The sequence below is a fragment of the Caballeronia sp. BR00000012568055 genome, from assembly GCF_029439455.1.
Classification (GTDB): domain Bacteria; phylum Pseudomonadota; class Gammaproteobacteria; order Burkholderiales; family Burkholderiaceae; genus Caballeronia.
Genome location: NZ_JAQFVG010000075.1, coordinates 25,480 through 40,902 on the forward strand (window position 1 = coordinate 25,480; position 15,423 = coordinate 40,902).

Here is a 15,423-nt window from a genome sequence, read left to right on the forward strand (position 1 = left end):
GATGCGCGCAGCCACCGAGCAGGCCGCGCTGGGAAAAGTTACCGCATACGAGCCTCGTGACATCGAAATGTCGCGCAAACTCATATCGCGGGCAGAATTTACAGAATTCGACACACTAAGTCGATCTCTCAAAATACCGCGCCATATCTCGCCAAGCCAGTATTTGCGGGTAACCCACACCTTGACGAAATTTTTGCGTCATATTAAAAATGATATGTGGCGCACCTGCCTCGATCAGCCAGAACATATAGTGGAGATAACATGAGTCAGCAACGCGAGGCGATCGATACGTACTTGTTGCGCGTCTTGCATACCTTGCTGATGGAACGCAGCGTCACGCGCGCGGCCGTCAAGCTTAATCAATCGCAACCGGCCATCAGCGCCGCCTTGCGCCGTTTGCGTGATATCACCGGCGACCCGTTACTCGTGCGCGGCAAGTCCGGCATGGTGCCGACCGAATACGGTCTGCGCCTGCTCGAACCCACGCAGAACGCGCTGCGTGAAATCGAACGTATCAAGGTTCAGCAACACAATTTCGATCCTTCCACTTCGGTGCGGTGTTATCGCATCGGGTGTCCCGATTACCTCAACGTGCTGTTCGTGCCGACCGTCGTCGAACGATTCCGCCAAGCCGCGCCCGATGCGACGCTGGAGTTTCATTCGCTCGGTCCCGCGTTCGACTACGAGCTTGCGCTGGAGGACGGCAAGCTCGATATCGTCGTGGGCAACTGGCCGGAACCGCCGGAGCAACTGCATCTGTCGAATCTGTTCGTCGATAAGATCGTGTGTCTTGTTTCGAATACGCATCCGTTCGCCAAGCGCGGCGGTCTGACGCTCGATCAGTACCTCAACGCACCGCATCTCGCGCCGACGCCTTATTCGGTCGGCCAGCGCGGCGCCATCGATGTGCATCTGGCGCGCGAGCGTTTAAAGCGGCATGTCGTCGTCACCTTGCCGTACTTCAATCTTGCGCCGTACGTGCTGATCAAGTCCGATCTGGTGTTCACGACCACGCGCCTGTTTGCGGATCACTACGCGAAGTTCCTGCCCTTGTCGGTCGTGCCCGCACCGCTCGACTTCCCGCCGATGCAGTACTACCAGCTTTGGCACGAGCGCTGCCATTACTCCGATGAAGTCCGCTGGCTGCGCGGCCTCGTTGCGGAGGCCACGCGCTCGCTGATCGATCAGCCTTAAGCTTTAACGCCGGTTGGCGAGTTCGCCTGCCAACCGGTTGTGACGCTCTACGACTGCCTTCAGATCCACCGTCGTCAACCGCCCTTCCTTCACGACCACTTTCCCATCGATCACGCTCGTCGTCACTTGCGACGGCGCGCAGAACACGAGCGCCGCGACCGGATCGTGCAATGCGCCCGCGAACGCCGGCTGCGACAGATCGAATGATACGAAGTCCGCTGCCATGCCCGGCGCGAGCGCGCCGATATCATCGCGATCGAGCACTTTTGCGCCGCCTAACGTGGCGATTTCCAACGCTTCGCGCGCCGTCATCGCGTCCGGACCGAAGCCCACGCGTTGCAGCAACAAAGCCTGCCGCGCTTCGCCGATCATCTGCGCGCCATCGTTCGATGCGGAGCCGTCCACGCCTAAACCAACGGGCACTCCTGCATCGCGCATCGCACGAATCGGGGCGATGCCGGACGCGAGGCGCATGTTCGAGCACGGACAGTGCGCCACGCCCGTTCCCGTACGCGCAAACAGTTCGATGCCCGGCTTGTCGAGCTGCACACAATGCGCATGCCACACGTCATGTCCGACCCAGCCCAGATCTTCCGCGTATTCGGCGGGCGTCATGCCGAACTTCTCGCGGCTGTAGGCCACGTCGTTCACGTTTTCGGCCAGGTGCGTGTGCATCGACACGCGATATTCACGCGCGAGGATCGCCGCATCGCGCATCAATTCGCGGCTGACCGAGAACGGCGAGCACGGCGCGACCACGACGCGCAGCATCGAATAACGGCCTTCGTCGTTGTACGTTTCGATCAGGCGCTGCGTGTCCTTCAGAATCGCGTCTTCCTTTTCGACGACCGAATCCGGCGGCAATCCGCCGTCTTTCTGTCCGACGCTCATGCTGCCGCGCGCCGCATGAAAGCGCATGCCGATCTCGCGCGCCGCGCCGATGCTGTCGTCCAGCCGGCTGCCGTTCGGATAGATATACAGATGATCGCTCGATGTCGTGCAGCCGGAGAGCATCAGTTCGGCCATCGCGGTTTGCGTCGATACGGCGATCATCTCGGGCGTCAGATGCGCCCAGATCTTGTACAGATTCGTGAGCCAGCCGAACAACTCGGCGTTTTGCGCAGCGGGAATCGCGCGCGTCAGGCTCTGATACATATGGTGATGCGTGTTGACGAGGCCGGGAATCACGATCTGGCCGCGCATGTCCAGCACTTCGTCGGCGGTCTGCGGCAGTTCGCTCGTCGGACCGACCGCGACGATGCGGTTGCCTTCCACATACAGGCCGCCATCCGCGATTTCGCGTCGTTGCGCGTCCATCGTGACCAGCGTGTGGGCGTGTTTGACCAGCAAGGTGCGTTGCATCGAATTCTCCTGAAGACGGGTGACAGGTGACCAATTGAACCCCGGTTACCCGGCATCGATGCCGTCTTCGGGACGCGCGCAAATGTTGCGCGCACCGTCACTTTCCGTATTCAAAAATTGGCGCGCAATCACGCCGATGGTATGCCCGGCTTCACGTCCGCAATATATTCGGGAATTTTGGCGCGGTTAGCATCGCCGGAAGCAGCGGAAAGGCCCGCCGGAAGCGGCTTTGGACACGGCTTACAGCGCGCTGTCATGCGTCCGGCATTATCTTTCCTATCGGGGCCGCACATCGCGTCTCGAATTTCTACAATGCTGTACACGGCGCGCATCTGAAACGCCGACGGGTATGTAGCCACTGACGTGGAGCCTCGATCCGCCGCAGCCGCACACGAGCATCATCGTGCGGATTTCGGATCGATGCGCGAAGCCGGAACTCGCACAACTCAAGGAAACTGCGAATGGGCAAGCCCACCACCCACGTCCTCGACACCGCGCACGGCCGCCCCGGCGCGAATCTCAAAGTCGAGCTGTTCGCGCTCAATGGCGACACGCGCCGCGCGATCAAAACCATCCACACCAACGACGACGGCCGCGCCGATGCACCCCTGCTCGACGGCGCCGACTTCGAAACCGGCGAATACGAACTGGTGTTTCACGCAGGCGATTACTTCGCTGCCATCGGCGTGAAGGTGCCGGAGCCGCGCTTCGTCGATCGCGTGGTGCTGCGCTTCGGGATCGCGGATGCGGCGTCGCATTATCACGTGCCGCTGCTCGTTTCCCCTTGGGCGTACAGCACATATCGCGGCAGCTGAGACTGCGCGAACCCCACAAGCACATAACGAATCGGTAGGTCGGAGGAGTACATGGAAGGCTTTGTCACTGACTGGCTCAATCTGGCGTTGCGCTGTCTGCACGTCATTGTCGCGATCGCGTGGATCGGCGAATCGTTCTATTTCGTAGCACTGGATAACAGTCTGAAACCGCCCACGGACCCGAACGCGCGTCGACGCGGCGTGTTCGGCGATTTCTGGCACGTTCACGGCGGCGGGTTTTATCACATGCAGAAGTATTCGGTCGCACCGTCCGATATGCCCGAGCATCTGCACTGGTCGTTCTGGCCGTCGTACACCACGTGGATGTCCGGCTTCGGTCTGTTCTTCGTGCTGTATCTGCTTTCCCCGAGCACGTATCTGATCGATAAAAGCGTGCTGGATATGGGTCCTGTCGTGGCGGTATCCGCCGCGCTCGGCTTCCTGATGGCGGGCTGGATCGTCTACGACACGCTGTGCCGCGTGTTCGGCACCAACGACAAGCTGCTTGGCATTTGCGTGGGCATTTACGTGCTGATCGCGGCGTTCATCGCGTGTCACGTGTTCGCGGGCCGCGCGGCATACCTGATTACCGGCGCGATGATCGCGACGATCATGTCGGCGAACGTGTTCTTCGTGATCATTCCCGGTCAGCGCAAAGTGGTCGCCGCGATGCTCAAGGGCGAGACGCCGAACGCCATCTACGGCAAGCGCGGCAAGCAGCGCTCGGTGCACAACACGTACTTCACGCTGCCGGTGGTGTTCGCGATGCTGTCGAACCACTACGCGATGACGTACACGCACAAGTACAACTGGGTGATCCTCGTGCTCATCATGCTGGCCGGCGCGCTGATCCGTCAGTTCTTCGTCATGCGCCATCGCGGTCAGGTGCTGTGGTACATGCCGGTGGCAGGTCTCGTGCTCGTGCTCGGCGCTTTTGCCTGGACGATGCCCGCGCCTTCGGTTCCGGTCGCGCAAGCTGCCGGCGCACCCGCCATCAAAGTCGCCGACATTCAGCCGATCATCCAGCAACGCTGCGCCGTGTGTCACTCCGCGCATCCGACGATGATGGGCAGCGCGCCCGCCGGTGTGTTGCTCGATACCGCGGCGGAGATCAAGCAGAACGCGCAGCGTGTCAATCAGCAAGCCGTCACGCTCAAAGCGATGCCGCTCGGCAATGTCACGCAAATGACGGACGCGGAACGGCAGAAGGTTGCTGCGTGGTTCAACGGTGGCGCGGTGGAGTAAGCGCAATCGTCGTTGGATAAGAAAATGCCCGCTGAAGTTTAGCGGGCATTTTTTATGGCGATGGCTCAATGCAACTGCTTCGGCGTACCTGATCCACAACACTGCTTGAACTTTCGCCCGCTGCCACAAGGACACGGATCGTTGCGGCCGACTTTCACGCCCTCGCGCCGTATCGGCGCGACGACTTCGCGGCGTTGCGGTTCGAAGTAACGGTAAATGGCCAGCGCCGCCGTGATCATGTCGTCGATGAGTTCCCCGCGCCTATAGTCTTTGATGGCGGGCGGGCGCAATTCAAGATCGGGATCATGCTCGTGAGTCAGCATCAGCATGGGCGTGAGCGCCCAGGCGGTCTCTTCATCGTCCATGAGCGGCTCCCACTGCTCGCGGCGCATTTCGACGCCCCACATGAAACCGCACGCCCATAGATTGCCGGGCACAAAGCCGTCTTCGTCTTCGAAGAGAACCGGTTCGCAGTTGTCCGGATCTTGCATCGAAATCAGCAAAGCCCTCGCGACGGAATTCCAGTGACGCATGACGAGTTCCGCTATCTCCGTCGCCTGCGCTTCGCTCTCGAACACGAAGTTTTCGCCCCAGACTTCCGGCAGGACTTCGCTCATCGGTACAAGCTCAGGGCCGGAAATCAAGGCAGTAAAGAAACCGTCCAGCATTTCGACGTTTGCGATGCCGTCTTCGAGCGATTCCAGAAATCCGTTGAGGCGATCGAGTTCTGCTTCGGAAAGCCGGTCGTTGAGTTGAGGTTGGTTCATGCTTGTTCCCGATGCGTCACCGCGCAAAAAAATCCTTCACCGCGCGCACGAACGTATCGATATCCTCGCGCGATACATCCCGATGCGTCACGAAGCGCGATGCATAGAGCATCTGCGTGAGAATGCCTCGCTCCTTCAGAGACGCTTCGAGCGGCGCGCATTGCGCCTGCGGAATCTCGACGAAAACCATGTTCGTCGCGTGCGACAACACTTTGATCTGGTCGATTTGCTTGAGGCCATCGGCGAGGCGCGCGGCGTTGTCGTGATCCTGAGCGAGTCCATCGACATGATGATCCAGCGCGTGCAGACAAGCCGCCGCCAGCACGCCCGATTGCCGCATGCCGCCGCCCAACACCTTGCGCCACCGCGATGCCACGTCGATCAGCGCTTTCGATCCGACCAGCACCGAACCAACGGGCGCGCCCAAACCTTTGGAAAAGCAGATCGACACGCTGTCGAACGGCGCACACAACGCCGACACCGGCTTATCCGATGCCACCGCCGCGTTGAACACGCGCGCGCCATCGAGATGCGCGGAGAGACCGCGATCGCGCGCAAGCTTCGTCGCCTCCACGACATACGACGCCGGCAACACCTTCCCGCCGATGGTGTTCTCCAGCGCGAGCAGCTTCGAACGCGCGAAGTGGTTATCGATTGGCTTGATCGCGGCGGCGATTTTTTCCAGCGGCAACGAGCCGTCCGCGGCGTTTTCGATCGGCTGTGGCTGAATGCTGCCGAGCACGGCTGCGCCGCCGCCTTCGTATTTGTACGTGTGAGCGTGCTGCCCGACGATGTATTCATCACCGCGCGCGCAATGCGCCATCAGCGCGGCGAGATTGCTTTGCGTGCCGCTCGGGAAAAACAGGCCCGCTTCCTTGCCTGTACGTTCGGCGAGCGTGGCCTGAAGTTTCAGAACCGTGGGATCGTCGCCCCAGACGTCGTCGCCGGTTTCGGCGGCCGTCATGGCGGCGAGCATGGACGGGCTGGGACGGGTGACGGTGTCGCTGCGCAGATCGATCATCGTTAAGAAAGGCTGGTCGTGAAGGAGCCTGATATCTTAACGCCATAAAAAAGGACCGGCCGAAGAACTACTCGCGCCGGTCCTTCTCACAGCCTGACTGAACGCCTCAACGCAACGCGTCTTCCGTCAGCCAGAGCGTTTCCTTCAGATCCTGCTCGTTCAGATTCTTCCCTTCACCGCCGCGATCCACGACGATGAAATCGCTCACCTTGCCCAACGCCAGCAAAGGATGATGCCAGACGCCCTTCGCGTAATTCACGCCCTGCCAGCCACTCGTGACAAACGCCCGAATCTGCGATTCGTCGAGATCACCAGCAGGCGCGACGACGACGAGATATTGCCGGTCATCGAGCGGCAAAAAAGCCTGCGAACCCAGCGGATGCCGCTCCATCATCTTGCATTCATACGGCAGCACGCGCGGCTGGCCGCGAAACAGATTGACGAGCGTATGACCGCCCTGGTCCGTCACATCGACGTTGCACAGATCGTGAAAGCGCATTGTCGTGCCGAGGTTGATGGGAATCTGCTTCGCGCCATCGAGTTCGATGACATCGCCATAAGGCTTGAATGCAGCGCGCGTCAGCGGTTCGATGGCGAGCTTTTTCATTATGCGAGCGTTCCGAAAAGACGAAGGCGCGAGACGCCGCCGTCGGGGTAAATATTGAAGCGCACGTGTGTCACCGGACCGAGAGATTCCACTTCCTTCTCGAAGAAAAACTGCTTGTCCATTTGCAGCTTTTGTTCGCCGAGCAGAACCGGCCAGAACATGGCTTGCGTGATCAGCGAGCTGTCCGTACCGCCCTTCACGTATGCAGCTTGCAGCGAGCATCGATCGGGGAAATTGCCCTTGAAGTGCGCAGTATCCACTTCCACTTTCTTGATGATGCCCGGCTGCGCCAGCGCCACGATACACCAGTCGTTGCCCGGTTCGCGGCGGCGGCGCGTTTCCCAGCCATCGCCCATGTTCACGCCACGGCCCGGCATCAGAATGGTCGATGCCAACCCGAAGTGCTGGTTGTTCGTGCCGACCATATACGCGCCGTTTTCCATCGCGCCGAGATCGACCAGCGTGTTCTTGTCGGCGTTGCGCCAGTCGAGTTGCGGCTGACCATACACACGCAGACGCGCGATCCCGCCATCCGGATAGATATTCACGCGCAGATGCGTGAACGGCTGTTCCGCGCCGACTTCCAGATAGTGATGGCTATTGCCTTGCAGCGTGGTGGACGGAACGATTTCGGTCCATTGCGTCGATTGATTCGGCGCGCCTTCTACCACATGCGCGCCTTCGATCGATGCCGCCGGCGGGAAATTGCCGGTGAAGTGGCTCGTATCGACGTCGATACCCTTGATCACGCCCGGACGCGCCAGCTTGACGATGCACCAGTCATAGCCCGTCACGCGCTTGCGGCGCGTTTCCCAGCCGTCCATCCACTTGCCGTGATCGTCGTACTTGCCGGGGATGAACACGGCCGGTTCCGGGTTCAGCATGCGTTCCTTCGGCGCGAAGAAATCGTCGCTGGTCTCGAGTGCCTGCGCGCCCAGACGCGGATCCGCGAGATTCACATAGCGGCGCGTGAATTCGGGCGCGTTGGGGTCGAGTGTCGGAATTGCCATGGTCTTCGTCCTTTAGTCGTTACGTTGCAAAGCGGATCAAGCGTGAATCAGATCATTCAATCTGAAGCCCGCGATCCGGTAAATCTGATCGAGACTGGTGCGAAGTTCTTCGGCGCGGTCGTGATTCACGCGCTTTTCAAAGTTCGCGATGATGCCGTGACGGTCGTAGCCGCGCACGGCGAGAATGAACGGAAAGCCGAATTTCTCGCGGTATTGCGTGTTGAGCGATTGCAGGTGATCGAACTCTTCCTGCGTGCAGAGATTGAGGCCCGCGCCGCTTTGTTCGCGCGTGGATTCGGCGGTGAGTTCGCCGCGCACCGCTGCCTTGCCCGCAAGTTCCGGGTGAGCGTTGATCAGCGCGAGTTGCTTCTCATCGCCCGCTTGTTCGACGATGCGCGACATCGCCGCATGCAGTTCGTCGATGCTTGCAAACGGACGTTGCGCCGCCGCTGCTTCCGGCACCCACGGCGAGTGTTCGAAGATGCCCGCAAGCACGGTCACGAAGGTTTCCGTGGGCAGAGAATTGAGTTGGTCGAGTGTGTATTGCATCGCTTTCATGCCGCCGTCCCGTTATTCGATTTTTGCGCTGTCTGGAAGGGATGCTGCTCGCGCCAGTGCCGCGCGATATCCACGCGACGCGTCACCCATACGCGATCATGCTGCTCGATATGATCGAGAAACTTCTGCAAGCCACGGAAGCGTCCCGGACGTCCGAGCAGACGGCAGTGCATGCCGATGGACAGCATCTTCGGCGCTTCGTCGCCTTCTTCGTAGAGCACGTCGAACGCGTCTTTCAGGTACTGGAAGAAATGCTCGCCGGTGTTGAAACCTTGCGGCGTGGCAAAACGCATATCGTTGGTATCGAGCGTGTACGGGACGATCAGATGCGGTCTCTTTTCGCCGCCCGACGTTTCCACTTCGGTCCAGAACGGCAGGTCGTCGCCGTAGTAATCGGAGTCGTAGAGAAAGCCGCCGTATTCCGCCACCAGCCGATGCGTGTTCGGGCTGTCGCGCCCGGTGTACCAGCCCAGCGGCCGCACGCCCGTCACGCGTTCAATGGCTTCCATGCCCAGGCGCATGTGTTCCGCTTCCTTCTCCGGCGACATGTCCTGATAGTGAATCCATCGATAGCCGTGGCACGCGATCTCGTGACCCAGCTCGACGAACGCCTTCGACAGTTCCGGATGCCGCTCCATCGCCATGCCGACGCCGAAAATGGTCATCGGCAGACCGCGCTTTTCGAACTCGCGCAGAATGCGCCACACGCCAGCGCGCGAGCCGTATTCGTAGATCGATTCCATGCTCATGTGACGCGACGGATACGCCGCCGCGCCCACGATTTCCGACAGAAACTGCTCGGAGCCGGGATCGCCGTGCAGCACGCAGTTTTCGCCGCCCTCTTCGTAATTGAGCACGAATTGCACGGCGACGCGCGCGCGTCCCGGCCAGTTGGCCTGTACAGGATGACGGCCGTAGCCGATCAGGTCGCGGGGATAGTTCGGATCGAGTGACATGGTTTCGAGCGTTCGGAACGACGGATTGTCGACGATTCAGTGTAGCGAAAACGACCTGACGCGCCCATACAGCAGCACGGATAATCCGGGTCACGTCAGGTGTATGTGCATCGCAATATTTTGCTCAGCGCGGGCTGAAATCGGTGAGCACGCCGTCGTATCGTTTCGCCAGCGGGCGGGCGTAATCGCCACGTTTCGCCGTGTGCAGCTTCAGCGCGACCAGCGCTTCGGCCCATTTCACCGCTGCGGTCACGCCTTCCACCACGGGCGCGCCGATCGCCTGCTCCACTTCGAAGCAGAATTCCGCCATGCCCGCGCAGCCGAGCACGATCGCGTCCGAACCGTCTTCATCGAGCGCGCGTTTGCATTCGTCGATGATCGTCTGACGTGCGGCGGAACCGGGTTCGTCGAGTTCGAGCACGGGAACGTCAGTAGCACGGACGTTCTTGCAGAAACGCGACATGCCGTATCGCTCCGCCAGATGCCACGCCATACCGACAGTGCGTTGTAAGGTGGTCACGACGGAAAATCCCGGCGCGATCACGCTCGCCGCATGCATCGCCGCTTCCGCGATGCCGATCACCGGCCCGTGCGCCAGTTCCCGCGCGGCGTACAAGGCCGGATCGCCGAAACACGCGATCACGTAGCCGTCGATACCCTGTTTCTCGCCCGCCGCCACTTCCGCCAACAGCCCGAGCGATGCAATCGCTTCGTCGTAATAGCCTTCGATGGACGGCGGGCCCATCGTCGGGCTCACTGCGATGATTTCCGTGCCGGGCGCGGCGACTTCACGCGCGCAACGCGCCATCGAGTCCGTCATGCGTTGCGTGGTGTTTGGGTTGATCAGTTTGATGCGCATTGCTGTCTCCTTACTGCTTATCTCTCAGGTTCTTTCCAAGCCTTCACACTGCGCGCTTGCGATCCGCCAGCACCAGATAAAACACCGCGCCCAGTCCCGCACCGATGAACCACGAGAAGTTCGCAGCAGCTTCGAGCGACGGAATCATCACGCAGAGAATCGCGATCACGGCGGCGGGCAGCAGCGCCATCACCGCACGCCAGTTCACGCCCTTCGCATACCAATACTTGCCGCTTTCCGACACGGTGTACAGATCATCGACCACCAGCTTGCCGCGCTTCACGAGATAGAAGTCGAGAATCAGCACGCCATACAACGGTCCGATAAAGCTGCCGAGAATATCCAGCGTGTAGTGAATCACGGCCGGGTTGTTGAACAGGTTCCACGGCGTGATAAAGATCGATGCAACCGCCGCCAGCATGCCGCCCATGCGCCAGCTAATCAGCTTCGGTGCGACGTTGGAGAAGTCGAACGCCGGCGACACGAAGTTCGCCACAATATTGATACCGATCGTCGCAATCGTGAAGGTCAGCGCGCCGAGAATCACCGCAGTCGGATGATCGATACGGCCGACGGTTTCAACCGGATCGGTAATCAGTTGTCCGAACACCGGCAGCGTTGCAGCGGTCGTAATAACCGTCACCAGCGAGAACGCGAGAAAGTTGACCGGCAGACCCCAGAAATTGCCGCGCTTGACGCTGCGGAAGCTCTTGCCGTAGCGCGAGAAGTCGCCGAAGTTCAGCATCGGACCGGAGAAATACGACACCACGAGCGAGATGGCTGTAATCATCACCGGAATTACTTCCATGCCGTGATACTTCACGCCGCCCAGATTGATACCGATATTCTGGATTCCTGCACGCCAGACCATATAACCGGCCAGCATGAACATCACCACGTACACGGCGGGACCAGCAAAGTCGATGAACTTCTTGATCATCTCCATGCCGCGCCAGAACACCACGGCCTGCAACACCCACAGCAGCATGAAGCCCGCCCAGCCGAGCGCCGACAAGCCGACGAAGCCATATCGATGCACATCCGCGTAAGGCATCAGCGAAGGCACGAACTTGAGCACGACGATCACCAGCGCACTCGATGCGAGATACGTCTGAATGCCGTACCACGCGACCGCGATCAAACCGCGAATCACCGCAGGAATATTCGCGCCGAGCACACCGAAAGTCGCGCGGCACGCCACCGGATACGGCACGCCCGCCACCTGACTCGGCTTGGCGATGAGATTGCACAACAGATTCACTAAGCCGATACCGATCAACAGCGAGATCAGCACTTGCCAACTGGTGAGACCGAGCGCGAACAAACTCCCCGCGAACACATATCCGCCGACGCTGTGCACATCGGACATCCAGAACGCGAAAATGTTGTACGCGCCCCAGGTTTGATGCTTGAGCGGGGCGAGGTCCTCGTTATACAAACGGTCACTGTAGCCGGCGGGCAGGCCGGCTTCGTGTCCTGATGAATCATCCTCATATTGCGGCAGAGCTGAGCTGCCGGACGCACTGAACTGGGCCATGACGACTCCTTGAAAGGCGGCTTGCGTGATGAAAAGGCTGCAAATGCTTGGGTTGACGAGCGGCGTCAATCGATACCTTTCGCTGATGTTCCAGCGCGGCATTCTTTGGATTTGCGTTTCACCTGCGGCTTGCTGCAAAGAGCGCGCGAGCGAATGCCCGAACGCCCGCCGCACGGCGGTTTTCAGTTCACGCTCTCATGAGCGCTGATTCAGTGCTGCGCACGCTGCGCGCTGTTTCCACACCGTCTGCGCGTGCGTCTGTCCACGTGCCCGGCGGTGTATCGCGGGGCACGGTCTCCGATTTAGTTAGGCTTGCTTTATTTCTTTACGCTTTGATTCACTCGTCGAGCACTTTCTCGCGCTCGCCGGGTCTTGCGAATACTTCTTTCAGATCGACGGCGCCGCGTGCGGGCCGCTCCAGCATCTTCAATTCGACATCGCGCAGATGTTGCGCCATTAAATCCGCTGCCTGGGCGGCATCGCCGGAATCGAGCGCAGCGAGGATGGCTTCGTGATCTTCGAACGAACACGAACTGCGTCCGAGCGATTCATACAGCGCCGAAATCAGCGTCGATCGTGCTACCAGTCCGGACAGGCAATCGCACAACACCGTATTGCCCGTCAGCGATGCAAGCTCGGTATGAAACTCGCCCGACAGCCGAATCCATGCAGAAAAATCGTGGCTCTCGTATGCGCGGCGCTCTTTGCCGATCGTCGCGCTGATCGATTTCAGCCGGCGCGTTCCATGTCCCAGCGCAATCCTTTCCACCACCGCCAATTCGATGATGCGGCGCATCTCGAACACTTCATGCACTTCCTGCAGCGATGGACTCGCCACGAACGCCCCGCGATTCGGCTCCAGATCGACCAATCGCTCATTCGAGAGTTGCGCGAGCGCGTGGCGCACCGTGCCGCGCTTCACCGCGAACACTTCGCAGAGTTGCGCTTCGGTCAGCTTGGCTCCCGGTGCAAGCCGATGCTCGAGGATCGCGGCGCGGATGTTCTCGGCGATCGACTCGGCATTGGCTGCTGATGCTGCACTCGCATTGGGTTCGAACATGATGTGCTCGCTTGCATGTTGACCATCTTAGAATCGACATAAAGATTGTCAACAATTCAATTTAAAGATTGGCGCGGAATGGCCGTTTTTCCGATGATGCATCGGCTTGGAGGCCAATGCCAATAAGGAATAACGGCCATTCATCGACTTTTTGTCAGCATTGCCCGCACCTTTTTGTTGACAATCTTGTGCTGCGACGCGGTGCATCTACCTTCAATAGATGGTGCAAAAGCAGACCGTTAGTTGCTAAATTGTATTCAAAAAAAGGCGCTTCAGGATCAGCGCCTTCCGTCAAACTCAAGCCAGATGCGGGTAATCGGTCACGCTCAACGTAAAACCCTGCTCGTTCGCGACAAGGTGCGCGGATGCACCGAAAGGCAGCGTCAGCAGGTCATCGATATGCCCGAACTGCAAACCCGTGACAATAGGAATGCCCGTCACGTTCCGAATCTGCTCGATGGTCGCATCGAGCGAATAGCCGTTGTCGTATTCGATGAGACGTCCACCCATGAAATCGCCCATCAGCACGGCTTGCTGACGGCCGAGCACGCCCGCCTGATGCAACTGATACAGCATCCGCTCGATGCGGAACGGATGCTCGTTCACATCTTCGATAAACAGAATGCCGCCCTCGACCGGCGGCAGATACGGCGTGCCGACCAGCGATGCCAGCATCGCCAGATTGCCGCCCCAGAGCATGCCGCGCGCATCGACCGATTGGCGTTGCGGGGTTTTGCTCGTGACGGTCAGGCTCGAATGCGTAATCGCTTGCCAGAAATGGCGCATGGTGAACGCGCTCACCTCTTCCGCGCCGAAATCGCCGGCGAACATCGGGCCGCCGAAGGTTTTCAGGCCGGCTTGCGCGAACAAAGCGCATTGGATCGCCGTGAAATCGCTATGTCCGACGATGGCGATAGGCTGATCGGTCAGACGCCGCTGCAAGCCACGATAGTCCAGCCCATGCAGAATGCGCGACGCGCCATATCCGCCGCGCACGGCGAGCACGATATCCGGCAAACGGCGCGACGGATCGGCGAGACGGTTGAGGTCGGCGGCACGTTCGGCATCGGTGCCGCCGAAGCGCTGGAAGCGGCGGCGCGTCGCCTCGACGTTATCGAGTTGGTGGCCTTCACTGCGCAGGCGCAGCAGACCACGATCGACGGCGGACGGATCGGCCGGATAGCCGGAAGGCGCAACGAGTTCGATGGTGCGTGATTTCACGTTTGTTTTTTGGGCGTGGATTCGGCGGCTTCACGCAAGCGGCGCGCATCGCGTTCTTCGCGCGCCAGACGGCGGCGTTCGGCGAAGAAATTCTTCAGCGAATGACTGCATTCGTCTGCCAGCACGCCGCCCGTCACCGCGGTGTGATGATTCAACTGCGGATTGGCGAAGGCATCGACCACGCTGCCGCAAGCGCCGGTTTTCGGATCGGCGGCGCCATAGACAACGCGCGAGATGCGCGCGTGCATGATCGCGCCCGCGCACATCAGGCAGGGTTCGAGCGTGACGTAGAGTTCGCAGCCGGGCAAGCGGTAGTTTTGCAGCTTCTGCGCGGCATCGCGAAGCGCGGCCATTTCGGCGTGCGCGGAGGGATCGTGTCCGCGGATCGGATGATTGAAACCGGTGGCGATGACTTCATCGCCGAGCACGAGGACTGCGCCTACGGGCACTTCGCCCGCGCGACGCGCTTCGTCGGCGGCAAGCTGCGCGAGCGCCATGAAACGGCGGTCGCGCTTGGCTACAAGGGGGGATTCTGGAACTACGCCGGAAGGCGGGTCGTGCGGCGTCAAGATAGATCCGGCTCCGCGCGCGTCTGCGCACGCTCCGTCAGCCGCTCCGCAATGCGCCGCCGATACTCATGCGGCACACAACATCCACCGCGCAGCGATTCGAGCGCCATATCGAGCGCAAGCATTTTTGCCTGGATTTGACAGCGCGTAGCGGGATCGGAAACGCGGTCCAGTTCGTCCTGCAAACCTCGCAAGGCGCGAAGCTGCTCGACGGCAGGCGGGACGAAACCCGCGTTCTTGAGTATGCGATTGGCGACGCGTACTTCCTCGGGCACGAGGACATCGTCGTCGAATTCGAGCGGTTTTCCCGCGCCTGGCAGATTTCTGAACTCACCGCGTGTGGCGGCTTCGTTGATCCGCTGTTCGACTAAAGCATCTAGCAATTTCATCGGGGATAGCGACCGCCCTCCGCAAAAATGGGAGCGGTCTGGCACGATTTCCGTTGGTTAGCCTGAAGTCGGGGGCAGCCGGAATAACGCAGATAAACGCGTGTTCGGCACGTCTCGACACTCTTGTCTCTATTCTAACAGCGGCCGCTCAGCAGCCTTTCTGCAATGTTCGAAACACATGGTATACCGTTTATGTGCTTCGTTTCCACAACAGTTGCGGAACTCGCACGCACTATTTCGCTTGACGGACGCA

Annotated in this window: 17 protein-coding genes; 4 read left to right on the forward strand and 13 right to left on the reverse strand. The window is 60.1% G+C overall.

Translation table 11 applies throughout. The annotated features are described in order from the left end of the window. Position 1: 1 nt before the first annotated feature. Positions 2 to 265, forward strand: coding sequence for a hypothetical protein (locus P7F28_RS04955; protein WP_277183324.1), 264 nt, complete (start codon positions 2 to 4; stop codon positions 263 to 265). Further along, complete coding sequence (locus tag P7F28_RS04960) at positions 262 to 1,194, forward strand: LysR substrate-binding domain-containing protein (RefSeq protein ID WP_277183325.1); 933 nt, start codon at positions 262 to 264, stop codon at positions 1,192 to 1,194. The genes P7F28_RS04955 and P7F28_RS04960 overlap by 4 nt, the downstream gene beginning before the upstream one ends. A 3-nt stretch (positions 1,195 to 1,197) precedes the next feature. On the opposite strand, the gene P7F28_RS04965 is transcribed toward P7F28_RS04960, so the two are convergent. Beyond that, the gene (locus P7F28_RS04965; RefSeq protein WP_277183326.1) at positions 1,198 to 2,556 is read right to left on the reverse strand and encodes an 8-oxoguanine deaminase; all 1,359 of its coding nucleotides are present in this window, start codon (positions 2,554 to 2,556) and stop codon (positions 1,198 to 1,200) included. A gap of 461 nt (positions 2,557 to 3,017) precedes the next feature. Between P7F28_RS04965 and uraH the strand changes: the two genes are divergently transcribed. Continuing rightward, entirely contained in the window at positions 3,018 to 3,371 is a 354-nt protein-coding gene (gene uraH / locus P7F28_RS04970; RefSeq protein WP_277183327.1) for a hydroxyisourate hydrolase, read from the forward strand. Between the two features lie 51 nt (positions 3,372 to 3,422). Then, the gene (locus tag P7F28_RS04975) at positions 3,423 to 4,616 is read left to right on the forward strand and encodes a urate hydroxylase PuuD (protein ID WP_277183328.1); all 1,194 of its coding nucleotides are present in this window, start codon (positions 3,423 to 3,425) and stop codon (positions 4,614 to 4,616) included. 65 nt (positions 4,617 to 4,681) lie between these two features. Here the strand turns inward: P7F28_RS04975 and P7F28_RS04980 are convergent, their stop codons facing one another. The 12 genes from P7F28_RS04980 to P7F28_RS05035 all read right to left on the reverse strand — a co-directional run bounded on the left by P7F28_RS04980 (position 4,682) and on the right by P7F28_RS05035 (position 15,170). Further along, a complete protein-coding gene (locus P7F28_RS04980) occupies positions 4,682 to 5,383 on the reverse strand; it encodes a UPF0149 family protein (RefSeq protein WP_277183329.1) in 702 nt (233 codons plus the stop codon). Positions 5,384 to 5,399: 16 nt separating this feature from the next. Next, positions 5,400 to 6,404 (reverse strand): low-specificity L-threonine aldolase, encoded by a 1,005-nt coding sequence (gene ltaE / locus P7F28_RS04985; RefSeq protein ID WP_277183330.1) that lies wholly within the window; start codon positions 6,402 to 6,404, stop codon positions 5,400 to 5,402. Positions 6,405 to 6,510: 106 nt separating this feature from the next. Next, positions 6,511 to 7,011 (reverse strand): ureidoglycolate lyase, encoded by a 501-nt coding sequence (locus P7F28_RS04990; protein ID WP_277183331.1) that lies wholly within the window; start codon positions 7,009 to 7,011, stop codon positions 6,511 to 6,513. Further along, a complete protein-coding gene (alc, locus tag P7F28_RS04995) occupies positions 7,011 to 8,021 on the reverse strand; it encodes an allantoicase (RefSeq protein ID WP_277183332.1) in 1,011 nt (336 codons plus the stop codon). The genes P7F28_RS04990 and alc overlap by 1 nt, the downstream gene beginning before the upstream one ends. Positions 8,022 to 8,057: 36 nt before the next feature. Continuing rightward, on the reverse strand, positions 8,058 to 8,579 hold the full coding sequence (uraD, locus tag P7F28_RS05000; protein WP_277183333.1) for a 2-oxo-4-hydroxy-4-carboxy-5-ureidoimidazoline decarboxylase: 522 nt from the start codon (positions 8,577 to 8,579) through the stop codon (positions 8,058 to 8,060). Then, positions 8,576 to 9,535, reverse strand: a complete 960-nt coding sequence (gene puuE / locus P7F28_RS05005; protein ID WP_277183334.1) for an allantoinase PuuE — start codon at positions 9,533 to 9,535, stop codon at positions 8,576 to 8,578. Before puuE ends, uraD begins: the two co-directional genes overlap by 4 nt. A gap of 124 nt (positions 9,536 to 9,659) precedes the next feature. Then, positions 9,660 to 10,394 (reverse strand): aspartate/glutamate racemase family protein, encoded by a 735-nt coding sequence (locus tag P7F28_RS05010; protein ID WP_277183335.1) that lies wholly within the window; start codon positions 10,392 to 10,394, stop codon positions 9,660 to 9,662. 43 nt (positions 10,395 to 10,437) lie between these two features. After that, on the reverse strand, positions 10,438 to 11,931 hold the full coding sequence (locus tag P7F28_RS05015; RefSeq protein WP_277183336.1) for an NCS1 family nucleobase:cation symporter-1: 1,494 nt from the start codon (positions 11,929 to 11,931) through the stop codon (positions 10,438 to 10,440). A 337-nt stretch (positions 11,932 to 12,268) separates the two neighbouring features. Beyond that, positions 12,269 to 12,991: a GntR family transcriptional regulator gene (locus P7F28_RS05020; protein ID WP_277183337.1), complete on the reverse strand. Its 723-nt coding sequence runs from the start codon at positions 12,989 to 12,991 to the stop codon at positions 12,269 to 12,271. Positions 12,992 to 13,288: 297 nt separating this feature from the next. Next, entirely contained in the window at positions 13,289 to 14,212 is a 924-nt protein-coding gene (gene ldcA, locus P7F28_RS05025) for a muramoyltetrapeptide carboxypeptidase (RefSeq protein WP_277183338.1), read from the reverse strand. Next, complete coding sequence (tadA, locus tag P7F28_RS05030) at positions 14,209 to 14,784, reverse strand: tRNA adenosine(34) deaminase TadA (RefSeq protein ID WP_277183513.1); 576 nt, start codon at positions 14,782 to 14,784, stop codon at positions 14,209 to 14,211. Before tadA ends, ldcA begins: the two co-directional genes overlap by 4 nt. Continuing rightward, positions 14,778 to 15,170 carry a DnaJ family domain-containing protein gene (locus P7F28_RS05035; protein WP_277183339.1) on the reverse strand — a complete coding sequence of 131 codons (393 nt, stop codon included), beginning with the start codon at positions 15,168 to 15,170 and terminating at the stop codon, positions 14,778 to 14,780. The genes tadA and P7F28_RS05035 overlap by 7 nt, the downstream gene beginning before the upstream one ends. Positions 15,171 to 15,423 lie beyond the last annotated feature (253 nt).

What these genes read in the sequence shown, in the direction of transcription:
- P7F28_RS04955 (WP_277183324.1), top strand. Translation starts at nt 2, where the DNA reads ATGCGCGCAGCCACCGAGCAGGCCGCGCTGGGAAAAGTTACCGCATAC.
- P7F28_RS04960 (WP_277183325.1), top strand. Translation starts at nt 262, where the DNA reads ATGAGTCAGCAACGCGAGGCGATCGATACGTACTTGTTGCGCGTCTTG.
- P7F28_RS04965 (WP_277183326.1), bottom strand. Translation starts at nt 2,556, where the DNA reads ATGCAACGCACCTTGCTGGTCAAACACGCCCACACGCTGGTCACGATG.
- uraH (WP_277183327.1), top strand. Translation starts at nt 3,018, where the DNA reads ATGGGCAAGCCCACCACCCACGTCCTCGACACCGCGCACGGCCGCCCC.
- P7F28_RS04975 (WP_277183328.1), top strand. Translation starts at nt 3,423, where the DNA reads ATGGAAGGCTTTGTCACTGACTGGCTCAATCTGGCGTTGCGCTGTCTG.
- P7F28_RS04980 (WP_277183329.1), bottom strand. Translation starts at nt 5,383, where the DNA reads ATGAACCAACCTCAACTCAACGACCGGCTTTCCGAAGCAGAACTCGAT.
- ltaE (WP_277183330.1), bottom strand. Translation starts at nt 6,404, where the DNA reads ATGATCGATCTGCGCAGCGACACCGTCACCCGTCCCAGCCCGTCCATG.
- P7F28_RS04990 (WP_277183331.1), bottom strand. Translation starts at nt 7,011, where the DNA reads ATGAAAAAGCTCGCCATCGAACCGCTGACGCGCGCTGCATTCAAGCCT.
- alc (WP_277183332.1), bottom strand. Translation starts at nt 8,021, where the DNA reads ATGGCAATTCCGACACTCGACCCCAACGCGCCCGAATTCACGCGCCGC.
- uraD (WP_277183333.1), bottom strand. Translation starts at nt 8,579, where the DNA reads ATGAAAGCGATGCAATACACACTCGACCAACTCAATTCTCTGCCCACG.
- puuE (WP_277183334.1), bottom strand. Translation starts at nt 9,535, where the DNA reads ATGTCACTCGATCCGAACTATCCCCGCGACCTGATCGGCTACGGCCGT.
- P7F28_RS05010 (WP_277183335.1), bottom strand. Translation starts at nt 10,394, where the DNA reads ATGCGCATCAAACTGATCAACCCAAACACCACGCAACGCATGACGGAC.
- P7F28_RS05015 (WP_277183336.1), bottom strand. Translation starts at nt 11,931, where the DNA reads ATGGCCCAGTTCAGTGCGTCCGGCAGCTCAGCTCTGCCGCAATATGAG.
- P7F28_RS05020 (WP_277183337.1), bottom strand. Translation starts at nt 12,991, where the DNA reads ATGTTCGAACCCAATGCGAGTGCAGCATCAGCAGCCAATGCCGAGTCG.
- P7F28_RS05035 (WP_277183339.1), bottom strand. Translation starts at nt 15,170, where the DNA reads ATGAAATTGCTAGATGCTTTAGTCGAACAGCGGATCAACGAAGCCGCC.